This window comes from Isoptericola sp. S6320L (assembly GCF_023015685.1).
GTDB classification, from domain to species: Bacteria; Actinomycetota; Actinomycetes; order Actinomycetales; family Cellulomonadaceae; genus Isoptericola; species Isoptericola halotolerans_A.
Window position 1 is genome coordinate 1 of sequence record NZ_JALKAT010000020.1, and the last position, 22,394, is coordinate 22,394.

Sequence of the window (22,394 nt, forward strand, 5' to 3'; positions counted from 1 at the left end):
ACCGGGCCCGGTGGCGACGACGACCGGTCCGAGGGCGTGCGCGATGGCGAAGGCCTGCACCACCACGAGCGCGGCCGAGGCGGCGCCCAGCAGGGCGGTGAGGACGACGTAGGAGCGGGCGGCGCGGGCCTGGCGCAGGAGTCGCGGGTCGAGCGGTCTCACGTCAGAACGCCGCGTCCTTGATCTTCTGCCAGCTCAGGCCGGCGGGGGCGGGGATGTCCCGGGTGCTGAGACGACGGCGGAACACCCAGTACGTCCAGGCCTGGTACGCGATCACCAGCGGGGTGAGGAAGACCGCCACCCACGACATCACCGTCAGGGTGTAGTCGGTGGACGAGGCCTCGGCGACGGAGAGCGACGTCCCGCCGTCGACCGCCGGGATCACGTCGGGGAACATCGAGCCGAAGATCAGCACGACGGCCGCGACGATGGTCACCGCGGACAGGGTGAACGCGAGCCCCTCGCGGCGCTGCCGGGTGGTCACCACGACCCCGACGAGGCTGCCGGCCGCGACGAGGACGGCGATCCAGGTCCAGGGCTCCGAGAAGGCGAGCTGCGCCCAGAGCGCCCAGCCGCCCGCGACGACGAGCGTCACGACGGACAGCCCGGAGGCGAGCCGGGCCGCGCGGTGGCGGATGTCGCCGTCGGTCTTGAGCGTGACGAAGACGGCACCGTGCAGCAGGAACAGCGTCGCCGTCGTCAGCCCGCCCAGCAGGGCGAACGGGTTCAGCAGCGCCCAGAAGCCACCCACGTACTGGAAGGACTCGTCGAGCAGCAGGCCGCGCACGAGGTTGCCGAACGCGACGCCCCACATCACGGCCGGGATCCACGACCCGGCCTGGATCGCCAGGTCGCAGCGGCGTGCCCAGCGCGGGTCGGCGATCTTGCCGCGGTACTCGAACGCGACACCGCGCGCGACCAGACCCACCAGGATGATGAGCAGCGGGAGGTAGAACCCGGAGAACATGGTGGCGTACCACTCGGGGAACGCGGCGAAGGTCGCGCCGCCGGCCGTGAGCAGCCACACCTCGTTGCCGTCCCAGACGGGGCCGATGGTGTTGACCAGCACGCGACGTTCCTTCTCCCGGTGCTCCCGGTCGCCGCGGGGCAGGATCGACAGCAGCATGCCCACGCCGAAGTCGAAGCCCTCGAGCACGAGGTAGCCGGTCCACAGGACGGCGATGATGACGAACCAGAGGATCGCGAGGTCCACGTCAGGTCTCCAGTCGGGATGCTCGGGCGCTCAGTAGGCGAAGGACAGGGGGCGGTCGGTGTCGTCGTCCCGGGCCTCGGGCGACTCGTCCCGGACGGCGTCGGGCACCCCCTCGATCGTGTACCGGTGCATGAGCCGGTACCAGACCACGGCGAGGGCCGCGTAGATCACGGTGAGCACGATCATCGAGGTGAGGATCATGCCCGGGGGGACAGCGGTCGACACGCCCCGGTCGGTGAGCAGGCGGACGGCGTCGATACCCGTCGGGTTGGGTGCGACCACCCACGGCTGCCTGCCCACCTCGGTGAAGATCCAGCCGAACGAGCAGGCGAGGAACGGCATGGGGATCGCCAGGATGCCGAGCCGGCCCAGCCAGACGTTGTCGCTCACACGGCCCCGGCGCGTCAGCCACAGCGCCGCGAGCGCGAGCGCCACGGAGAACGCGGCGAACCCGATCATGAGCCGGAAGGACCAGTAGGTGATCGCCAGGGGCGGGGTGTACGTGACGGGCTCGCCGTCGACGGTGACGTCGCCGTACCGCTCGCTGTACGCCTCCTGGACGTCGTACACGCCCGGCAGGTAGGACTCCTCGCCGGAGAAGTGGCCGGTCCCGAGGTAGCTGGTCAGCCCGGGGACGGACAGCACGTGATTGACGTCCTCGCAGCCCGCCTGGAGGGGGCCGATGGCCAGGATGGAGAACTCGGCCGACTCGGTGCCCTCGCAGAGGGCCTCCGCGGAGGACATCTTGCCGGGCTGCTGCTCGTACATCAGCTTGCCCTGGATGTCCCCCGTGAACGCGACGCCGAGCCCGGCCACGATCATCACCCACACGCCCACGAGGACGGCGGGCCGGTACACGGTCCGTGCGGTCTCGAGGTGCTCGGGCTTCCTGCTGCGCGCGAGGCGGACCATCCACCACGCGGCGATACCCGCCACGAAGGTGCCGGCCGTGAGGAAGGCTGCGGTGATGGTGTGCGGGAAGGCCGCCAGCAGGGTGTTGTTCGTCAGGACGGCCCAGATGGACTCCATCTCGGCCCGGCCGGTCTCCGGGTTGTACACCGCGCCGACCGGGTGCTGCATCCAGGAGTTCGCGGCCAGGATGAAGAACGCCGACAGGTTGGTCGCCAGCGCGAACAGCCAGATGGAGGCGAGGTGGATCTTCTTGGACACCCGGTCCCAGCCGAAGATCCAGACGCCGAGGAACACCGACTCGACGAAGAACGCGGCCAGTGCCTCCATGGCCAGGGGCGCACCGAAGACGTCGCCGACGAACCGGGAGTACTCGCTCCAGGCCATGCCGAACTGGAACTCCTGCCAGATGCCGGTGACGACGCCGAGGGCGAAGTTGATGAGGAGGAGCTTGCCGAAGAACTTCGTGAGACGCAGCCAGCGTTCCTTCTGCGTGACGACCCACGCCGTCTGCATCCCGGCCACGATCGGAGCGAGGCCGATCGTGAGCGGGACGAAGATGAAGTGGTAGACGGTGGTGATGGCGAACTGCCACCGAGCCAGTGCGAGAGCGTCCACGAGACGACTCCTTCGGTACGAGCCGGAGGGGAGGCTGGTCGCCCTGCGGCCGATGGGCTGTGCCATGACGGTAGAACCGGCGAGGCGGGTCCGCGCGGGGAGGGCGACGATCAGGTTTGTGAAGGTCTTCACGAACAATCTCGTGAAGGTTTTCACAAGTCAAGCCGTGGGGGCCGACTGTGAGCGGCGCCACGCCGACGCCGTACACCGGTCGGCACCTCCGGTGAGGAGTGCGATACTGGACGGCAGACCTTCGGGGCCACATCCCCCGGACGGTCGACAAGCTTGCAGCTCCCGCGTCCCGCACGCGGTGCCGCGGCGGGGCGTGAAGGGGCCCGGCAGCCGGCGGCCGCGAAGACGGGGGTGACGCAGCCGAGACCGAGACTTCCGTCCGGGCGGCGCGCTGAGCAGCGCTGCCACCCCGACGGCGACCACCCGGCGGCCGGTAGGTGTGGGCCGGCGACCGGGAGCAGGAGCGTATTTCGTGACGTCCGACATCCCGACCGGCGACCAGGCGACGACCGAGGCCGAGAGCACCCCGCCTCGGCGCGCGACCCGCCGGAGAGTCACCCGGCCGACCTCGGCCCCCCAGACCAGCGGACCGGCGCCGATCGTGGTGCCCGCCGCGACGGCACCCGGGACGGCAGGTCCGTCCGACGAGCCGACGCCGCCGGCGACCTCCGCACCGGCGCAGCCGGAGCAGCCGGTGACCGCCGAGGACGCGCCCGCCACCGGTTCAGGCCGCCGGCCGCGCCGGGCCACCCGGCGCACCGCCGGACCCGCGACGAACGCGCCGGACGAGGCGCCGGCGTCGGCCGCCGACGCTGACAGCGGCGCGGGCCCGGAGGCCATCGCGCTGCCCGAGCCCGCCCAGGAGCCCGCCCCGTCCGCCGCCGCCCTCTCGCTGGACGACATCGTGCTGCCCGGCGGACCGGCGGCCGAATCGGCGCCGTCGTCCACGGGGGCGGCCAAGCGGACCTCGCGTGCCAAGAGCCCGAGCACGACCGAGCAGCCGGCGAAGCGCTCCCGGTCGCGAGCCGCCAAGAAGGCCGAGCCGGCCGCCGAGGCGGAGCAGGCCCCTGAGGCTCCGGCGCCCGAGACGCAGGAACCGGACGCGCAGGCACCCGAGACCCGGACGCCCAAGCGGCGCCGGGCCGGGCGCGCGACCGCCGCACCGGCTGCCGAGACCTCGGCTCCCGAGACCCCGGCTGCCGAGCCTGCTGCGAAGAAGTCCGCCACCCGCAAGGCCGCCACGGAGCAGCCTGCCGCGCAGGAGGCCGCCGAGCCGGCGACCGCGCGCACTGCCGGTGGGGGTGGCAGCCCGCGCCTCGCGACGACCGCACTGCTGTTCCAGGCCCCCGAGATGTCCGGACCGCGCAAGTCGCGTCGGGCCCAGGCACCGGCCGGTCCGCCCCGGTCGCACGACGACGACGCGGTCGCCGCACCGGAGCCGCAGCCGGCGGACGACCGTCCGGCGACCGACGCGCCGACCGACGCTGCCGCCACCGGGACGGCCGCCACCACGAGCGCGAAGAGGTCCACGAAGAGGTCCGGCACCTCCCGCCGGGCCCGGTCGACGAAGGCCCTGGAGGAGGCCGTCGAGTCCTCGCCCGCCGAGGCGCCCACGGCTGCCGCTGCCGAGCCCGCTGCGGACGAGGAGCCCACGGCGCTGACGCTGAGCGAGGCCGAGGAGGCCGCCGTCTCGGAGCTCGAGGTCATCGAGAGCGAGCTGGAGTCGGAGGGTGTCGCGCTCCCCGAGCTGCGGCCGGAGGACTTCCGCGAGGACGGCGACGAGTCGGACATCCGCCCGCGGCGCCGGCGCCGGCGTGGCGGTCGTGGCCGCAGGGGCGGGCGCAAGGTCGACCAGCGCGACGACGAGCACGACTCCGACGACGGTGACGACCAGGGCGAGGACAGCGCGGACGAGTCCGAGTCGTCGGCCGACGAGGTCACCTCGCGGCCGGAACAGGGCGCTGACCCGGAGGACGCGGCCGAGCCCGGCGCCGAGGACGTGGGCGAGACGGACGAGTCCGAGTCGTCGGGCTCCAGCCGTCGCCGTCGCCGTCGCCGGCGTGGTGGCCGCGGCAACGACCGCGACACGGGGCGCAAGGAACGTGCCGAGGACGAGGTCACGGCGCTCAAGGGCTCCACCCGTCTCGAGGCGAAGCGTCAGCGTCGCCGGGACGGGCGCGACGCCGGCCGCCGCCGCCAGGTCATCACCGAGGCGGAGTTCCTGGCGCGCCGGGAGTCGGTGCAGCGCTCGATGTTCGTACGCGAGGAGCACGACCGCACGCAGATCGCCGTGCTCGAGGACGGCGTGCTCGTCGAGCACTACGTCTCCCAGCAGGAGCAGGCCTCGATGGTGGGCAACGTCTACCTCGGCCGGGTCCAGAACGTGCTGCCCTCCATGGAGGCGGCGTTCGTCGACGTCGGCAAGGGCCGCAACGCCGTGCTCTACGCCGGCGAGGTCAACTGGGACGCCGCCGGGATCGACGGGCAGCCGCGGCGCATCGAGGACGCCCTCAAGTCGGGTGACTCCGTCCTGGTCCAGGTGACCAAGGACCCGATCGGGCACAAGGGTGCGCGCCTCACCTCGCAGATCACGCTCGCGGGCCGCTACCTGGTGTTCGTGCCGGGCGGCGGGATGACCGGGATCAGCCGCAAGCTGCCCGACACCGAGCGCAGCCGCCTCAAGAAGATCCTGCGCGACGTCGTCCCCGACGGAGCCGGGGTCATCGTCCGCACCGCCGCCGAGGGAGCGTCCGAGGACGAGCTGCGCGCCGACGTCGAGCGGCTCGAGGCGCAGTGGCAGGCGATCAGCGAGAAGGCGGGCAGGTCGTCGACCAGCGCGCCGAGCCTGCTGCAGGGCGAGGCGGACATGGCGATCCGCGTGGTGCGCGACATCTTCAACGACGACTTCACCTCCCTCGTCGTGCAGGGCGACCACGCCTGGTCCGAGATCTCGTCCTACGTGGCCGAGCTCGCACCGGACCTGCGCGAGCGGGTCTCGAAGTGGACCGAGCCGGGCGACGTCTTCGCCAAGCACCGCGTCGACGAGCAGCTCGCCAAGGGCATGGACCGCAAGGTCTGGCTGCCCTCCGGCGGCTCGCTGGTCATCGACCGGACCGAGGCCATGACCGTGGTCGACGTCAACACGGGCAAGTTCACCGGCTCGGGCGGCACGCTCGAGGAGACGGTGACCCGCAACAACCTGGAGGCGGCCGAGGAGATCGTCCGCCAGCTCCGGCTGCGGGACATCGGCGGCATCATCGTCATCGACTTCGTCGACATGGTGCTGGAGTCGAACCGCGATCTCGTGCTCCGGCGGTTGGTCGAGTGCCTCGGCCGGGACCGCACCAAGCACCAGGTCGCCGAGGTGACGTCGCTGGGACTGGTCCAGATGACCCGCAAGCGTGTCGGGCAGGGGCTCGTCGAGGCCTTCTCCTCGACCTGTGAGCACTGCAAGGGCCGCGGCTTCATCGTGCACAGCGAGCCGGTCGAGCGTGGCGCTGCCGCGACCGCGGGCTCCGGCGACGACGCGTCCAAGCGGTCGCGCCGTAAGCGCGGCGGCGGCAAGAAGGAGGAGTCGCAGACGGCGGGCGTCGACATGGCGAAGCTGCCGGACGACAAGTCCGAGGCGCGCGAGGCGGTCAAGGCGACGCTGGCCACGATCGCGGCCGCGGCCGCCCACGCCCACGACCACGACCACGCTCACGACGAGCACGACGACGCGGACGGGTCGGTGGCCACCGCTGCCGACACCGTGGCGTCCGCGGAGACCGTGGACCAGCCGGAGCCTGTCACGGAGGGGACCGCCGCCGAGGCGGGTGCCGCCGTGGAGGCTGCGGTCGAGGCGATCGTGCTTCCCGAGCCGGCGCCCGAGCCCGGCGAGCAGCCGGAGCCGGTGGCGGGCCCGGAGGCCGGACCGGCCAAAGGAGCCGGAGCCGAAGAGGCTCCTGAGCAGGCTGATGACGAGGCTGCGGCGCTGACCGACGGCGAGCCGACCGACGGCCGATAGGTCGTCGCGTCCCGACGCCCGTGCCCGACCGTCAGCGGTCGGGCACGGGCGTCGGCGTTTCCGGGGCGGAGGCGGCCGGGCGGGTGCTTGACTGGTCCGCATGGACGACGGTCGAGACCCCGGTCGGCTCGCGGTGGTCGGCGGGCCCATGTTCGCGGGCAAGACGGAGGAGCTGGCCCGCCGGGTGCGGCGCGCGCAGGTGGCGGGACATGAGGTCCTCACGGTGGCGCACACGCTGGACGACCGCTACGGGGCGGGGGTGCTGGCCTCCCACTCGGGGGTCGAGATCGCGTCGCGATCCGTGGACGCGCCCTCCGGGATCCCGGGGCTCGTCTCAGCCGACACCCGGATGGTCGCGATCGACGAGGCGCAGTTCTTCGGTCCTGGGCTGGTGACCGTCGTCCTCGACCTGCTGGACTCCGGGCTCGACGTCGTCGTCGCCGGGCTCACCGTGACCTTCGACGGCAGACCCTTCGAACCGCTGCCCGCCCTCATGGCGGTGGCCGAGACCGTCGTCAAGCTCACGGCCGTGTGCAGCGTGTGCGGACGGGACGCCGCGTATCACGTGCGGTTGCCCGACGCCGGGAACTCGCCTGGCGACGCCCTCGTCGCGGTGCCCGCACACGTCGGCGGGACTGACTCCTACCAGGCGCGCTGCCGGGCGCACCGTCACGCCTGACGGCGTGGCACCCGACCGATTGCCGGCCCTCGGTACGGCTCGCGGGCGTCAGTACCCGCGCAGCTCCTGCCGGAGGGGGCAGTCGAACGGGTCCCTCGCCGCGAGGCCGACCTGGTTGAGGTAGCGGACGACGATGGCGTAGGAGGCGACGAGGCTGGTCTCCGTGTACGGCAGCCCGTGGTTCGCGCAGTGCTCACGCACGAGGAGGCGCGCCTTCGCCAGGCTCGGCCGCGGCATGCTCGGGAACAGGTGGTGCTCGACCTGGTGGTTGAGGCCGCCCATCAGGACGTTCATGAACCAGCCGCCACGGATGTTGCGGGAGGTGAGCACCTGCTTGGACAGGAAGTCCATCTTGGTCCCCGCCGGCACCAGCTTCATCCCCTTGTGGTTCGGGGCGAACGACGCGCCCATGTAGACGCCGAAGACGGCGAGCTGGACGCCGATGAACGCGGCGGCGAGCCCCAGCGGCATGAACCAGACGATCACGCCCACGTAGAGGGTCAGCCGGACGGCGATCGTGACGAGCTCGAGACGGCGCGCGGCGAGGGTCTTGGGAGGACCCGTCAGGAGCGAACGGATGGAGGTGACGTGCAGGTTCAGGCCCTCGAGGGTCAGCAGGGGGAAGAACAGCCAGCCCTGTCGCCGCGTGATGTGGCGCAGCGGTCCGCGGACCTCGGCGGCGTCCTCCGCGCTGAACCGGATCGTGTCCGGCGCGATGTCCGGGTCCTTGCCCACCTGGTTCGGGTTGGCGTGGTGGCGCGTGTGCTTGGTCATCCACCACGAGTAGCTGATGCCGACCACGGCGTTGGCCAGCCAGCGCCCGACCTTGTCGTTGACCGGCCCGCTCGCGAAGACCTGCCGGTGCGCGGCCTCGTGCGTCAGGAAGGCGATCTGCGTGAGCACGATGCCGAGCGCGCCCGCCATGAGGAGCTGCAACCACGAGTCGCCGAGCAGGACCATCCCGGTGATGATGCCGCCGAGCGCGAGTGCCACGCCGATGCCGGTCGCGAGGTAGTACCCGTAGGCCCGCCGGAGCAGACCCGCCTCCCGCACCTGGCGGGCGAGGTCGCTGTAGCTGCTCGTGAACTTGGCGGCGGCGGTGGGTGGGGGACCGGCTTGGTCGATCACGGACGGGGCGGTGGGGGCCATGCATGCCTCGCAGAGGGTCGGTGTCGGCTTCCCAGCCGAGGTGGTGGGCAGGTGCCCGGTCGTGCAGATGGCCCGAGCCTACGGGACCGTAGGTTTCGGGGCACGGGCCCCGACGTGAAGGTCTCGCGCAGGTCCGTTCAGTCCTGGACGAGCGGGACGAAGCTGTAGGTCCCGTGCTCGGTGGTGCGCACCGTGCCGTCGTCGGACCGCTCGACCAGCAGCATCGCGTGGCGGACGGGGATGACCATCCGACCGCCGGGGGCGAGCTGGTCCACCAGCTCGCCGGGCAGCTCGTCGGGGGACGCCGAGACGAGGATCCGCTGCCATCCGCCCTCGCGGGGCGAACCGAGCGTGCCACTCGTCGCCGGCACGATCGTGGCCCACGGCATCTCCTGCCGAGCCAGGTTCGCGGCGCCCCAGGCCGCGATGCCGGGGACGAGCTCCACGCCGAGCACCTCGCCGCCGGGGCCGACCAGGTGCGCGAGCAGCGCCGTCGTCCATCCCGACCCGGAGCCCACGTCGAGGACGGAGCCGCCCCACGGGACGCGCAGGAGCGACAGCATGGCGGCGACCGTCGACGGCTGCGAGCACGTCTGCTCGCGGCCGATGGGCAGGGGGCGGTCCTGGGAGGCGGCGGCACGCTGGGTCCGGGGGAGGAAGTCGCGCCGGTCGACGGCATGCATCACCCTCGCGACGGCGTCGTCGGCGCCGTCGTCGGGGGGTGGGCTGCCGGCCGGCGGAGGTGATGACCTCACCGTGCCATGATCGGCCGGAGGCGGGCCCGTCGCGAGCGGGCCCAGCGAGTGCGCCCTGTCGGGCGCCGGTCCCGGCCGCGACGTGCCTGAGGTCACGCCCGCGGGCGGCCGTGGCAGTTGATCGCGGCTGGCGGCGTCGCGTACAGTAGTGCGTCGGCGCGCCCTCAGCGTGCCTGTCCCGTGTGCCCTCGGCGCACCGCACTCGACCGCCGCGGCGGCCCGAGTCCCAGATCAAGCCGGTGACCGACGTCGGGCGAGCACGCCAAGACCAGGAGAGATGAGCATCAGCATGGTGTACGCGATCGTCAAGGCCGGTGGCCGTCAGGAAAAGGTGTCCGTGGGCGACATCGTCGTCATGGACCGCATCCAGAGCGCGGCCGGCGACACCGTCGAGCTGCCCGCGATCCTGCTCGTGGACGGGGAGAAGGTGACCTCCGACGCCGAGAAGCTCGCGAAGGTCAAGGTCACCGCCGAGGTCGTGCGGGACGCCAAGGGCCCGAAGATCTCGATCCAGAAGTACAAGAACAAGACCGGTTACAAGAAGCGCCAGGGTCACCGTCAGCAGCTGACCCGCCTGAAGGTCACCGGCATCAAGTGACGCCCGGCGGCCCCGGCCGCCCGGTCCCACCCTCTTCGTACTCTCTTCGTACTCCCAGAAAGCAGGCCTGACATGGCACACAAGAAGGGCGCGAGCTCCTCGCGCAACGGTCGTGACTCGAACGCGAAGTCGCTCGGCGTGAAGCGCTACGGCGGCCAGGCCGTCAACGCCGGCGAGATCATCGTCCGCCAGCGTGGCACCCACTTCCACCCGGGCGAGAACGTCGGTCGCGGTGGCGACGACACGCTGTTCGCCCTGGCCGCCGGCGAGGTCGCCTTCGCGACGCGCCGTGGCCGCAAGGTCGTCGACATCGTCGCGGCCGCGCAGGCCTGATCCACCGGATCTGAGCCGTCGCGCAGCGAACCGCTGCCGCACTTCCCACGAGGGGCGCACCATCTCGGGTGCGCCCCTCGTGCTGTTCTCCGCCCGCCGTCCTGAGAGGATCTACCCATGGCCAGCTTCGTCGATCGAGTGGTGCTGCACGCCGCCGGCGGTGACGGCGGGCACGGGGTCGCGTCCGTGCACCGCGAGAAGTTCAAGCCGCTCGGCGGCCCGGACGGCGGCAACGGTGGCGACGGCGGCAGCGTCCGGCTCGTCGTGGACGCCCAGACGACCACGCTGCTCGAGTACCACCACTCGCCGCACCGCCGGGCTCCCAAGGGTGGCCAGGGCATGGGCGACGACCGGGACGGGGCCAAGGGCGAGGACCTGATCCTCCGGGTCCCCGACGGTACGGTCGTCAAGGACCGTGACGGCAACGTGCTGGCCGACCTCGTGGGCGACGGCACCGAGTTCGTCATCGCCGAGGGTGGCCGTGGCGGGCTGGGCAACCGCGCTCTCGCGTCGCCCAAGCGCAAGGCGCCCGGCTTCGCGCTCCTCGGCGAGCCGGGAGAGGAGCGCGAGGTCGTCCTCGAGCTCAAGTCGATCGCCGACGTCGCGCTGGTCGGTTTCCCGAGCGCCGGCAAGTCCTCCCTGATCGCCGCGGTCTCGGCGGCCCGGCCGAAGATCGCCGACTACCCGTTCACGACGCTGGTGCCGAACCTCGGGGTGGTCCAGGCGGGCGACACCCGGTACACGATCGCCGACGTGCCCGGCCTGATCCCGGGCGCCAGCGAGGGCAAGGGGCTGGGTCTGGAATTCCTGCGTCACATCGAGCGGACGGCCGTGATCGTCCACGTGCTCGACTGCGCGACGCTGGAGCCGGGCCGCGACCCGATCAGCGACCTGGAGTTGCTCGAGGCGGAGCTCGCGGCGTACGCGGGCGACCTGGGCATCGAGGGCGGCCGCGTGCCGCTCACCGAGCGTCCCCAGCTCGTCGTGCTGAACAAGATCGACGTGCCCGAGGCGCGTGAGCTCGCGGAGTTCGTCCGGCCCGATCTGGAGGCACGAGGGCTGCGGGTCTTCGAGATCTCCACCGCCTCGCACGAGGGCCTGCGTCCGCTGACGTTCGCGCTCGGTGAGATCGTCGCGCGGGCCCGCGCCGCGGCGCCCCCGCCCGAGCCGGCCCGGGTGGTCCTGCGGCCCAGGGCCGTCAACGACGCCGGGTTCACCGTCACCCGTCGCACGGACGGCAGCACCGGCCACGTGTACTTCCTGGTCGAGGGGCGCAAGCCGCACCGCTGGGTGCGGCAGACGGACTTCAACAACGACGAGGCCGTCGGGTTCCTCGCGGACCGGCTGGCCAAGCTCGGCGTGGAGGACAGGCTCCTCAAGGCCGGGGCGGTGGCGGGCGACGAGGTCCGCATCGGGACCGAGCGCGACGCCGTCGTGTTCGACTGGGAGCCCACCATGAGCACGGGTGCCGAGCTCCTCGGCGCCCGGGGGACCGACCTGCGCTTCGACGAGCCCTCGCGGCCTACCCGAGCGAGCAAGCGCCAGGAGCACAGCGAGCGGATGGACGCCAAGACGGCGGCCCGCGAGGAGCTGTGGACCGAGCGCGACGCGGGTCACTGGGCGGACCCCGCCGACGACTGACGCCGGTTGCGGGGATGATGGCCTCGTGAACGCCTCCTCCCGCGCTGCGCTGCCCGCCGCTCGTCGGCTCGTCGTCAAGATCGGCTCGTCCTCCTTGACACGGCTGGACGGGCATCTCGACGTGGTGGCGCTGCGGGCGCTGGTGGACGTGCTGGCCGCGCGCCGCGCGCAGGGCCAGGAGGTCGTCCTCGTGACCTCCGGGGCCATCGCCGCGGGCATCGGTCCGGCCGGCCTGGCGGCACGGCCGCGCGACCTGGCCACCATGCAGGCCTGCGCGATGCTCGGGCAGGGTCAGCTGGTCGCCCGGTACAACGAGGCGTTCGCCGCGCACGGCCTGCAGGTGGGCCAGGCGCTGCTCACGGCCGAGGACACGGTGCGCCGCGTGCGGTACCGGAACGCCCAGCGTTCGCTCGAGAAGCTGCTCGCCCTCGGCGTCGTGCCGGTCGTCAACGAGAACGACGCCGTGACCATCGACGAGCTGCGCTTCGGCGACAACGACCGGCTCGCCGCCCTGGTCTCGCACCTGGTCCGGGCGGACGCGATGGTGCTGCTGACCGACGTCGACGGCCTCCACGACGCCCCGCCGAGCCGTCCCGGCGCGCGACGGATCTCGCACGTCGGGGACCTCGCCGACGTCTCCGGGATCGAGGTGACGGCGCGGGGGAGCAGCGTCGGCACCGGCGGGATGGTCACCAAGCTGGAGTCGGTGCGCATCGCGACGGAGGCCGGGGTGCCCGTGGTGCTGACCGCCGCCGCGAACGTGGCCGGGGCGCTGGCGGGCGATGACGTCGGCACCTTCTTCGCCGCCGGCGGCAAGCGGACCACGGCTCGGCGGCTGTGGATCGCGCACGCGGCACGCGCCGCAGGGGTCCTGCACCTGGACGACGGCGCCACGCGCGCGGTGCTGGGTGGACGCGCGTCGCTCCTGCCCGCCGGGATCACCCGGGTCGAGGGACAGTTCGACGCCGGTGACCCGGTGGAGCTGGTCGGGCCGGACGGCTCCGTGGTCGCCCGCGGGCTGGTGGCCTACGACGCCGCTGAGCTGCCGCCGCTGCTGGGCCGGTCCACCTACGAGCTGCGGGACGACCTCGGCGTGGGGTACGACCGCGAGGTGGTCCACCGCGACGACCTGGTGCTCGAAGGACGGAACGGCCTGTCCTCGTCCGCCTCGGCGTCGTAGTCTCGAGGGCATGACCACGACGTTCGAGCACGCAGCGACCGCGACGCCCGGCCCCGTCGGGAGGCCGCAGCCGGACGCCGAGGTGACGGCGGCCGTCCAGGACGTCGCGCGCCGCTCCCAGAAGGCGTCGCGCGTGCTGGCCACCGCGACCCGTGCCGAGAAGGACCAGACGCTGCACGCGCTGGCCGACGCCCTCGTGGCGGCGTCCGGCGAGATCGTGACGGCGAACGCCGAGGACCTCGCCCGCGGGCGGGAGAACGGCATGAGCGACGGCCTGCTCGACCGCCTCACGCTCACCGGCGACCGGGTCGTCGCGATCGCCGACGCCCTGCGTGAGCTCGCCGCGCTGCCCGACCCGGTCGGGGAGGTGGTCCGTGGCCAGACGCTGCCGAACGGGCTGCGGATGCGACAGCTCCGGGTCCCGATGGGCGTGGTCGGCATGATCTACGAGGCACGTCCCAACGTGACGGTGGACGCCGCCGGCCTCGCGCTCAAGTCCGGCAACGCCGTCATCCTGCGCGGCGGCAGCGCTGCGGCGTCGTCCAACACGACCATCACGGCGGTCCTGCGCGCGGCGCTCGAGGCCCGTGGGCTGCCCGCCGACCTCGTGCAGTCCATCGACGCCTACGGCCGTCCGGGCGGGATCGCCCTCATGCAGGCGCGCGGTCTGGTGGACCTGCTCGTCCCCCGTGGCGGCGCGGACCTGATCCGCACCGTGGTGGAGCAGTCGACGGTCCCGGTGATCGAGACGGGCACGGGCAACGTGCACGTCTACGTCGACGCCTCGGCGGACCCGGCGACCGCCGTCGAGATCATCATGAACGCCAAGACCCAGCGCGTAGGGGTCTGCAACGCCGCGGAGACCCTGCTGGTGCACTCCGACGCCGCGGAGCGGTTCCTGCCGGCCGCGCTCGCCGCGCTCGGTGGCGCGGGCGTCGTCCTGCACGGGGACGAGGGCACGCGGGCGCTGGCACCCGAGAGCGTCGAGGTGACTCCCGCCACGGACGAGGACTGGGCCACCGAGTACCTCGCGGCCGAGCTCGCCGTGCGGGTCGTCGGCTCGCTCGACGAGGCGATCGAGCACATCCGCACGTGGAGCTCCGGCCACACCGAGGCGATCGTGACCCGCGACCTGGCCGCGTCCGAGCGGTTCGTGGCGGAGGTGGACTCCGCGGCGGTGATGGTGAACGCGTCCACCCGGTTCACCGACGGCAGCCAGCTCGGCATGGGTGCGGAGATCGGCATCTCCACCCAGAAGCTCCATGCCCGGGGGCCGATGGGGCTGGCGGAGCTGACCACGACCAAGTGGGTGGTGCACGGTGACGGTCACGTACGGCCCTGACCGTGCGTCGTGAGAGACTGTGCCCCGACTTGCCCCGACTACTTCTTGAGGAGCCCCCGTGCTGCACACCGCCGTCCAGGTTGCCGAGGAGGCAGCCGAGCACGCGTCGTCCGGGATCTCGCCCGTCATGCTGGGCGTGCTCGCCTTCGGGGGATTCGTCGTCGCGCTGCTCGCGACGTTCGCCTTCCGCAACGCCAGCAACAAGCACTGACGAGACCGCCTACCGGTGAGTGAGCAGGGTCGTCCCCGGATCGGGGTGATGGGCGGTACGTTCGACCCCATCCACCACGGTCACCTCGTGGCCGCGAGCGAGGCCGCGGCGCTGCTCGACCTCGACGAGGTCGTGTTCGTGCCGACGGGCAAGCCCAGCTTCAAGCAGGACACCCGGGTCTCCCCGGCCGAGCACCGGTACCTCATGACGGTCATCGCCACGGCGTCCAACCCGAGGTTCACGGTCAGCCGCGTGGACATCGACCGCCCCGGTCTCACCTACACGGTCGACACGCTGCGCGACCTGCGGCAGGATCGCCCCGACGCCGACCTGTACTTCATCACGGGCGCGGACGCGATCGAGCAGCTCCTGACATGGAAGGACGCGGGATCGCTGTGGGAGATGGCGCACTTCGTGGCCGTCACCCGGCCGGGCCACCGGCTCACGGTCGACGGCCTGCCCTCGGAGGGCGTCACGACGCTCGAGGTGCCGGCGCTGGCGATCTCGTCCACGGACTGCCGTCGGCGCGCGGAAGCGGGCCAGCCCGTCTGGTACCTGGTGCCGGACGGCGTCGTTCAGTACATCGCCAAGCACGGTCTGTATCGAGGTCTCGATGAGTGACAACACGTCCCGGCCGCTGACACGTCGGGAGATCCGCGAACGTGAGCAGGCCGCCGCCGAGGCGGCGGCCCGGCAGGCCGCTCCACCGCCCGGCCCGTCGGCACCGGTCCCCGGTGCGGGCCCGGCCGCCTTCGGGCGCGGTGTGCCGAGCGCCTCGTCGGCGCCGCCCGCCCCGCCGGCTCCGGCACCGAGTGCCGCCGCGCCGCCGTCGCGCCGGTCGTTGCGGGAGCAGCAGCCCGCTGCCGCGAGCCCGGCACCCGCTCCCGCCCCGACGGTCCGACCGCCGTCGACGTCCGGCGGGGTGCGGGGCGTCGACGAGACGGGTCGTCTGACGCCGGTGCGCCGCCCTGGCGGTGAGCCCGGCGCGGCCGGGCCGCCGACGCCGACCGGGCCCCCACGCACCTCGGCCCGGCCGTCGCCGCGCCCGGCCACCCCGTTCGGCAGCCAGAGCGGTTCTGCTCCCGCCGGTGGCGCGCCCGGGCGGACCGAGTCGCCGCGATCGCCGTTCGCCGGTGCAGGAGCGGGCGCGTCCGCCTCGTCCGCGTCGTCCGCCACCGGCCCGGAGGCTGCGCCGTCGCCGTTCGAGGGCGCGCCCAGCCGACGCTCGGCGTTCGGCCCGTCGTCGGGTTCCCCGGGTGCGCCGGGTGCGCCCGTCGCGTCGCCCGCGGGCACGCCGCCGGCGGCGGCTCCGACGCAGGCCCGCACCGCGCCGGCGTGGCCTGGTGCGGCGAGCCCCGCCACCCCCGCGGCTCCCGCGAGCCACGGCCCGGACGCCACCACCGTCGCCCCACCTCTGCCGTGGGGCTCGGCGAGCGCCGGGTCGGCCCCCGCCCCGTCAGGTCAGCCTGCGGCACCGCTCCGCCAGGACGCGCCAGGTTCGCCCTTCGCCTCGGTGGTCGGGGAGGGGCAGCCCGTCCGGGTCGACCTCGACCCGGAGCTCGACGAGGACGACGAGTGGGACGAGGCCGAGCCGTCCTACACCTGGCTGCACTACATCGTGCTGGTCGTCGTGGCGTTCGTCCTCGGCGCACTGGTCTGGAACCTCCTGCTCGACGGCCCCGACACGGAGGACTTCGGCACGGAGGAGGCATCGGCGACCATGACGCTGACCGACGAGGGAGGAACCCGATGACGGCCACGGATCGCGCGGTCGAGCTGGCGATCACCGCGGCGCGTGCCGCCTCCGAGCGCAAGGCCCAGGAGATCATCGCCCTCGACGTCAGCGAGCAGCTGGTCCTCACCGACGTCTTCCTCATCGCGTCGGGCACGAACGAGCGCCAGGTCGGCGCCGTCGTCGACGCCGTCGAGGAGGCGATGTTCGCCGCCGGCGCCAAGGCGATCCGCCGCGAGGGCAAGGCCGAGGCGCGCTGGGTCCTGCTCGACTTCGGCGACGTCGTCGTGCACGTGCAGCACGCCGAGGACCGCGTCTACTACGCCCTCGAACGGCTCTGGAAGGACTGCCCGGCGATCGACCTGCCCGACGACGCCCGTGGCGGCGACGGCGCGGCGGCCCGCGAGGAGTTCGGTGACACCCCGCCCGACGGGACGATCCGACTGTCCGGCGGGCTGTGAAGCGGTCGTGACGGCGGGGACCATCGTGCTGCTGCGCCACGGGCGCACGGCCTACAACGCCGCGATGCGGCTGCAGGGGCAGATCGACATCCCGCTCGACGAGGTGGGCCGCTGGCAGGCGGCGGAGGGTGCCTCCGCGCTCATCGCCTCCCACCGGGCGGCGCGGATCGTCTCGTCCGACCTCGTGCGTGCCGTGGACACCGCTAACGCCTATGCGGCGCTCGTCGGGGCCGCGGTCGAGACCGACGTGCGGCTCCGGGAGCGGGCGTTCGGCGACTGGGAAGGGCTCACGCCCCCGGAGATGGCCGCAGGCTGGCCGGCGGAGCGCGAGGAGTGGCGGCGCGGCGGCGAGCCGCAGGGCATCGGGGCGGAGACGAAGGTCGCCGTGGCCGACCGGATGGTGACGGCGGTCCTGGAGCACGCCGAACCGTTGGGCAGTGACGAGTGTCTCGTCGTCGTCTCGCACGGGGCGGCGATCTCGCTGGCGATCACCGGGCTGCTCGGGCTCGACGCCGGGGGCTGGCGCGGCATCTCCGGCGTCAACAACGTCCACTGGTCCCACCTGCACCGATCCGCCCCCGGGGCGGTGCCTGGCTGGCGGCTGGTGGCGCACAACGTGGGTGCCGGGTACCCGCTGGACCGCTGGCAGGCAGGTCCGCACGCGGATTTGGAGCCTGAGCCCAAGTCTGCCTAAGATATCTCCGTTCCCGAGGGGCGCAAGCCCGCAGGAAGTGCACGAACATCCCGAATCCGGCGTCCGCGTCAGGTTCACGGGGCTGTGGCGCAGCTGGTAGCGCATCTGCATGGCATGCAGAGGGTCAGGGGTTCGAGTCCCCTCAGCTCCACCGAAGAGACGACGAAGGCCCTGCCGTGAGGCGGGGCCTTCGTCGTCTCTCGTGCTCGTCGACGGGCCGCTGGTCCTGGTCGGTCCTCATCGGTCCTGCTGACGCGACAGCCGCGCCGCCGTGCTGGGGAGATGTCCCCGCGGTAAACCCTCGGCCGCACCTGTTGACAGCCCTGGAGGGGACACGTAGAAGTGGTCAATGGAGGCGTTCGAGAAGTGGGAATCCGAGATCCGCGGCTACAGCCGCACGTACCCGACGGTCTTCGCGTCGGCATCCAACGCCCGGCAGGTCGATGAGGCCGGACGCAGCTATGTGGACTTCTTCGCCGGCGCAGGAGTCCTGAACTTCGGTCACAACAACCCGCGCATGAAGCGCGCGATGATCGAGTTCCTCGAGGCCGACGGCGTGGCGCACAGCCTCGACATGGCGACCACCACGAAGCGCGACTTCATCGAGAAGTTCGCCGAGACCGTGCTGGCTCCCCGCGACATGACCATGAAGATGCAGTTCATGGGGCCGACGGGCACCAACGCCGTGGAGGCGGCGCTCAAGCTCGCCCGGCGGGTCACCGGCCGCCGCGACGTCGTGGCCTTCACCCACGGGTTCCACGGCATGACCCTCGGTGCGCTCGCGGCCACCGCCAACGACTACTTCCGCAACGCGGCAGGTGTGCCGCTGGACAACGTGGTGCGGCTGCCCTTCGACACCGCGCCCGGGGGAGGCGTCCGGGCGATCGAGGACTTCCGCGCGCTCCTCGCCGACGCCTCGAGCGGGTTCGTCCCGCCCGCGGCGTTCCTGGTGGAGACGATCCAGGCCGAGGGTGGCGTGAACGTCGCGAGCGCCGAGTGGCTGCGCGCGGTCCAGGACCTGGCGCACGAGGTAGGTGCGCTGTTCATCATCGACGACATCCAGGTCGGCTGCGGCCGGACGGGAAGCTACTTCAGCTTCGACGGGATGGGGCTGGACCCGGACATCATCTGCCTCGCCAAGGGCATCGGCGGGTTCGGGACGCCGTTGGCGATGAACCTCGCGAAGCCGGAGCACGACGCCCACTGGTCGCCCGGCGAGCACACGGGGACGTTCCGGGGCCAGGGGCTGTCCTTCGTGGCCGGCCGCGAGGCGCTCACGTACTTCGACGACGACGCGCTCATGGACGAGGTGCGGGCCAAGGGCGAGACCATGGCCCGGTCGCTGCGCTCGCTCGCCGACGACGTCGACGCCGGGCTTGACGTCCGTGGGCGCGGGATGGTCCAGGGCCTCGACGTCGGCGACGGTGCGCGGGGCAAGGCCGTCGTCGCCGACTGCTTCGCCTCGGGCATGCTGATCGGCGCGTGCGGCAGCGGCGGCCGCGTGCTGAAGCTGATCCCCCCGTTGACCATCCCCGAGGAGGACCTCGAGGAAGGGCTGCAGATCCTCGACAAGGCCGTGCGACGTGCCATCTGAGACCTGACCGACAGGAGACCGGGATGAACCCACGCGAGGACATGACGTTCCCGTTCGAGGAGTACGAGAGGCGCGTGGGCGAGCTGCGCCGGCGCATGGCCGACAGGCTGCTGGACGCGGTGGTGATCACCGATCCGGAGAACCTGATGTATCTCACGGACTACCAGACGACGGGCTACTCCTTCTTCCAGGCGCTGGTGGTGCCGCTGGACGGCGAACCGTTCATGATCACCCGTGCCATGGAGGAGTCCAACGTCCATGCCCGGACCTGGGTCGAGACGACGCGCCCGTACCCCGACACCGGCGACGCGATCCAGGGGCTCGTCCAGGCGATGCGCGAGTTCGGCCTGCACACCAAGGAGGTCGGCTACGAGCGCAACAGCTACTACTTCCCCGCGTACCACCAGGACTACATCCACGCGAGCTTCACGGAGGGCCGGCTGCTCGACTGCTTCGGCATCGTCGAGGAGGGCCGGGTGTGCAAGTCCGCCGTGGAGATCGAGGTCATGCGCAAGGCCGCCCAGGCGACCGAGGCCGGGATGCGCGCGGGCCTGGAGGCCTGCGTCGCCGGCGTGACGGAGAACGACATCGCCGCGGAGATCAGCTCGGCCATGTTCCGCGCCGGCGGTGAGTTCCCCGCCGTGATGCCCTACGTGACGTCGGGGCCACGGAGCATGATCGGTCACGCGACCTGGGAGGGCCGGACCGTCCAGCCCGGCGAGCACGTGTTCCTCGAGGTGGGGGGATGCTTCCGCCGCTATCACACGGCCATGATGCGCACCGCCGTCCTCGACGACCTCTCGGACTCGATGCTCGAGGCACAGGAACGGATGAAGCTCGCGCTCTCCGAGGTGGAGGCGGCGATCCGGCCGGGCCTGACCGTGTCCGACGCCGACAACATCGTGCGCAGCATCATCAGCGAGAACCGCGTGGGCGCCCGCCTCGTCACGCGGTCCGGGTACTCGATCGGCATCGCGTTCCCGCCGAGCTGGGACGAGGGCTACATCGTGAGCCTCAACCAGGGCAACCCTGCCATCCTGCGCGAGGGGATGACGTTCCACATCCTGCCGTGGATGTGGGGCGTCGACGGTGACAAGACCGTCGGCATCTCCGACACCGTCCACGTCACGGCGGACGGCTGCGAGTCCTTCTTCACGCTCGACAAGGACTTCACCGTCAAGCCGGAGCACGCGGCAAGCTCCGTGCCGCACGAGGGTGCCACGCCCATCCGTCCCGAAGTCGCCTGAGAGGAGCATCCATGCTGACTGCGATCGACCCCAGCACCGGACAGGTCGTGCGAGAGGTAGCCCCGGCCGGCGCTGCGGAGGTGGAGTCCCTGCTCGCCGCCGCGGAGGCCGCGCGGGCAGACTGGGCGGCCCGCGGGCTCGACGGACGGGCAGAGGTGCTCCGCGGGGTGGCTGCCCGGCTGCGGGCGCAGGTCGAGGAGCTCGCCCCGCTGATGACCGAGGAGATGGGCAAGCCGATCGGTGAGGCGCGCGGCGAGGTGGAGAAGGCGGCGTGGTGCTTCGAGCACTACGCCGACCACGGGGCCGGGTACCTGGCGCCGGAGACCATCGACTCGGATGCCACCCACAGCTACGTGCAGCACCTGCCGCTGGGGACCGTCCTGGGCGTCCTGCCCTGGAACGCGCCGTTCTGGCTCGCCGCGCGGTTCGCGGCCCCCGCCCTGATGGCGGGCAACACGTGCCTGATGAAGCACGACCCGCACGTGCCCGGGTGTGCACGGGCGATCGCGCAGGTCGTCGCGGCCGAGCTGTCCGCGGCTGGTGCACCGGCCGGCGTCTTCGGCAACCTGCCGCTGGAGACGCCCGCGGTCGCCGACGTCATCCGCGACCGGCGCGTGGACGCGGTGTCCTTCACGGGGTCCGCGAAGGGCGGCGCCGCCGTGGCGAGCCTGGCGGCGGGGGAGATCAAGCCCACCGTGCTGGAGCTGGGCGGGTCGGACCCGTGCCTGGTGCTGGCCGACGCCGACCTGGACGCCGCGGCGGACACGATCACCCTGTCCCGCATCATCAACGCCGGCCAGTCGTGCATCGCCGCGAAGCGGATCATCGTCGAGTCGGCGGTCTACGCCGACATGGTCGAGCGGCTGCGCCTGCGGCTCGAGAAGCTGACCGTCGGGGATCCTCGCGCGGAGGGGACCGACGTCGGCCCCATCGCGCGCGAGGACCTGCGCGACGGGCTCCACCGCCAGGTCAGCGAGACGGTCGACGCCGGAGCGCGCCTGCTCCTCGGCGGCGAGGTGCCGTCCGGGCCCGGCTACTTCTATCCGGTCACGCTGCTGGCCGACGTCACGGAGGGCATGACGGCGTGCCGGGAGGAGACGTTCGGCCCGGTCATGGTGGTCATGGAGGCCGCCGACGCCGAGGAGGCGATCGCCATGGCGAACCGGACCGACTACGGGCTGGCGGCCAGCGTGTGGTCGACGCCCGAACGGGGCGAGGCGATGGCCCCGCGGATCGCGGCCGGGCAGGTCGCGGTGAACGGCATCGTCAAGACCGATCCGCGACTGCCCAGCGGGGGGATCAAGCGCTCCGGCTACGGCCGCGAGCTCGGACCGCACGGCATCCGCGAGTTCGTCAACGCCCAGCAGGTGTGGGTGGGCCCGCGCCGGGGCTGACCTCGGTCACTGTGGCTCAGGGCGTCGCGGTCCCGGTGGGCCCGTCGTCGGTGGTGCCCCAGTGGACGTCCGCGACCATGTCGCCCGCGCCGTCGCCCACGGCGAAGAGAGTGAGGCGGTGGTCGCCCGCCAGCCCGCGGAGCGTGACTCTCCACCAGCCGTCGCCGAGCTCCGCGACGTTCGCCGGGACAGGCCGCGCGGCATCGTCGGCGTCGGGCGTCAGGCTGACGGTCAGCTCGTCGAACTCTGCCACCGGCACGTGCACGAACATCTCGGGGGGGTTCCCGACTGAGGGCGGGTCGTCGTCGACGCCGTCCGCGCACCCCTGGCGGTAGCAGTAGGTGAACGGGTACAGCAGCAGGGCGTCGTGCCCCGTCCGCACCTCGAAGGGCGGCGGCTGTGCGGTGTCGTCGGAGTCCGGCCAGCGACCGTGCACCTGGGTCGCGCTCGGCGTCGGGACGACGGCGGGTGGCGGCCCGCCGGCGGGGTCCCCGACGCACGCCGCGAGGCCGAGTGCGACGACGACGCCCAGGCCGGTGACGGCAGCAGTCCTCATGCCGTGACTGTGTCTCGCCCGGCGTCCTCCTTGCACGCCCCCTCACGGCAGCGCCCGGCGTGCGGTGAGG

At 72.6% G+C, this 22,394-nt stretch carries 20 protein-coding genes and 1 tRNA gene; 16 read left to right on the top strand and 5 right to left on the bottom strand.

Annotated features, from left to right (window positions below):
• Nucleotides 1-163: 163 nt before the first annotated feature.
• Nucleotides 164-1,213 (bottom strand): cytochrome d ubiquinol oxidase subunit II, encoded by a 1,050-nt coding sequence (gene cydB / locus MWU57_RS11675; protein ID WP_246909355.1) that lies wholly within the window; start codon nucleotides 1,211-1,213, stop codon nucleotides 164-166.
• 30 nt (nucleotides 1,214-1,243) lie between these two features.
• Nucleotides 1,244-2,740 (bottom strand): cytochrome ubiquinol oxidase subunit I, encoded by a 1,497-nt coding sequence (locus MWU57_RS11680; protein WP_246909356.1) that lies wholly within the window; start codon nucleotides 2,738-2,740, stop codon nucleotides 1,244-1,246.
• 484 nt (nucleotides 2,741-3,224) lie between these two features.
• Between MWU57_RS11680 and MWU57_RS11685 the strand changes: the two genes are divergently transcribed.
• Together MWU57_RS11685 and MWU57_RS11690 are read left to right on the top strand one after the other, a co-directional pair.
• The gene (locus MWU57_RS11685) at nucleotides 3,225-6,758 is read left to right on the top strand and encodes an Rne/Rng family ribonuclease (protein ID WP_246909357.1); all 3,534 of its coding nucleotides are present in this window, start codon (nucleotides 3,225-3,227) and stop codon (nucleotides 6,756-6,758) included.
• Nucleotides 6,759-6,858: 100 nt separating this feature from the next.
• Complete coding sequence (locus MWU57_RS11690; RefSeq protein WP_246909358.1) at nucleotides 6,859-7,437, top strand: thymidine kinase; 579 nt, start codon at nucleotides 6,859-6,861, stop codon at nucleotides 7,435-7,437.
• Nucleotides 7,438-7,485: 48 nt separating this feature from the next.
• Here the strand turns inward: MWU57_RS11690 and MWU57_RS11695 are convergent, their stop codons facing one another.
• Nucleotides 7,486-8,586, bottom strand: coding sequence for an acyl-CoA desaturase (locus tag MWU57_RS11695; protein WP_246909359.1), 1,101 nt, complete (start codon nucleotides 8,584-8,586; stop codon nucleotides 7,486-7,488).
• Nucleotides 8,587-8,723: 137 nt separating this feature from the next.
• Nucleotides 8,724-9,341, bottom strand: coding sequence for a protein-L-isoaspartate carboxylmethyltransferase (locus MWU57_RS11700; protein ID WP_308221177.1), 618 nt, complete (start codon nucleotides 9,339-9,341; stop codon nucleotides 8,724-8,726).
• 289 nt (nucleotides 9,342-9,630) lie between these two features.
• Here MWU57_RS11700 and rplU point away from each other — a divergent pair, with 289 nt between their 5' ends.
• The 14 genes from rplU (at nucleotide 9,631) to MWU57_RS11770 (ending at nucleotide 21,768) form a co-directional block, all read left to right on the top strand.
• Nucleotides 9,631-9,939, top strand: coding sequence for a 50S ribosomal protein L21 (gene rplU / locus MWU57_RS11705; RefSeq protein ID WP_106268722.1), 309 nt, complete (start codon nucleotides 9,631-9,633; stop codon nucleotides 9,937-9,939).
• 72 nt (nucleotides 9,940-10,011) lie between these two features.
• The gene (gene rpmA, locus MWU57_RS11710) at nucleotides 10,012-10,272 is read left to right on the top strand and encodes a 50S ribosomal protein L27 (protein WP_106268511.1); all 261 of its coding nucleotides are present in this window, start codon (nucleotides 10,012-10,014) and stop codon (nucleotides 10,270-10,272) included.
• Nucleotides 10,273-10,389: 117 nt separating this feature from the next.
• The gene (gene obgE, locus MWU57_RS11715) at nucleotides 10,390-11,913 is read left to right on the top strand and encodes a GTPase ObgE (protein WP_106268509.1); all 1,524 of its coding nucleotides are present in this window, start codon (nucleotides 10,390-10,392) and stop codon (nucleotides 11,911-11,913) included.
• A 25-nt stretch (nucleotides 11,914-11,938) separates the two neighbouring features.
• Nucleotides 11,939-13,093, top strand: coding sequence for a glutamate 5-kinase (gene proB, locus MWU57_RS11720; RefSeq protein WP_246909360.1), 1,155 nt, complete (start codon nucleotides 11,939-11,941; stop codon nucleotides 13,091-13,093).
• A 10-nt stretch (nucleotides 13,094-13,103) separates the two neighbouring features.
• A complete protein-coding gene (locus tag MWU57_RS11725; RefSeq protein WP_246909361.1) occupies nucleotides 13,104-14,435 on the top strand; it encodes a glutamate-5-semialdehyde dehydrogenase in 1,332 nt (443 codons plus the stop codon).
• Between the two features lie 58 nt (nucleotides 14,436-14,493).
• Nucleotides 14,494-14,646: a hypothetical protein gene (locus MWU57_RS11730; protein WP_165800016.1), complete on the top strand. Its 153-nt coding sequence runs from the start codon at nucleotides 14,494-14,496 to the stop codon at nucleotides 14,644-14,646.
• A gap of 15 nt (nucleotides 14,647-14,661) precedes the next feature.
• A complete protein-coding gene (nadD, locus tag MWU57_RS11735) occupies nucleotides 14,662-15,267 on the top strand; it encodes a nicotinate-nucleotide adenylyltransferase (RefSeq protein WP_258176970.1) in 606 nt (201 codons plus the stop codon).
• The gene (locus MWU57_RS11740; protein WP_246909362.1) at nucleotides 15,260-16,399 is read left to right on the top strand and encodes a hypothetical protein; all 1,140 of its coding nucleotides are present in this window, start codon (nucleotides 15,260-15,262) and stop codon (nucleotides 16,397-16,399) included. Before nadD ends, MWU57_RS11740 begins: the two co-directional genes overlap by 8 nt.
• The gene (rsfS, locus tag MWU57_RS11745) at nucleotides 16,396-16,839 is read left to right on the top strand and encodes a ribosome silencing factor (RefSeq protein WP_246909364.1); all 444 of its coding nucleotides are present in this window, start codon (nucleotides 16,396-16,398) and stop codon (nucleotides 16,837-16,839) included. Before MWU57_RS11740 ends, rsfS begins: the two co-directional genes overlap by 4 nt.
• A gap of 7 nt (nucleotides 16,840-16,846) precedes the next feature.
• A complete protein-coding gene (locus MWU57_RS11750; RefSeq protein WP_246909366.1) occupies nucleotides 16,847-17,533 on the top strand; it encodes a histidine phosphatase family protein in 687 nt (228 codons plus the stop codon).
• A 78-nt stretch (nucleotides 17,534-17,611) separates the two neighbouring features.
• Nucleotides 17,612-17,684 (top strand) — tRNA-Ala (locus MWU57_RS11755).
• Between the two features lie 198 nt (nucleotides 17,685-17,882).
• On the top strand, nucleotides 17,883-19,127 hold the full coding sequence (locus MWU57_RS11760) for an aspartate aminotransferase family protein (RefSeq protein ID WP_106268495.1): 1,245 nt from the start codon (nucleotides 17,883-17,885) through the stop codon (nucleotides 19,125-19,127).
• A 23-nt stretch (nucleotides 19,128-19,150) separates the two neighbouring features.
• Nucleotides 19,151-20,374: an ectoine hydrolase gene (doeA, locus tag MWU57_RS11765; protein WP_106268493.1), complete on the top strand. Its 1,224-nt coding sequence runs from the start codon at nucleotides 19,151-19,153 to the stop codon at nucleotides 20,372-20,374.
• An 11-nt stretch (nucleotides 20,375-20,385) separates the two neighbouring features.
• Nucleotides 20,386-21,768: an aldehyde dehydrogenase family protein gene (locus MWU57_RS11770; RefSeq protein WP_246909367.1), complete on the top strand. Its 1,383-nt coding sequence runs from the start codon at nucleotides 20,386-20,388 to the stop codon at nucleotides 21,766-21,768.
• 16 nt (nucleotides 21,769-21,784) lie between these two features.
• On the opposite strand, the gene MWU57_RS11775 is transcribed toward MWU57_RS11770, so the two are convergent.
• Nucleotides 21,785-22,324: a hypothetical protein gene (locus MWU57_RS11775; RefSeq protein WP_246909369.1), complete on the bottom strand. Its 540-nt coding sequence runs from the start codon at nucleotides 22,322-22,324 to the stop codon at nucleotides 21,785-21,787.
• Nucleotides 22,325-22,394: the final 70 nt, after the last annotated feature.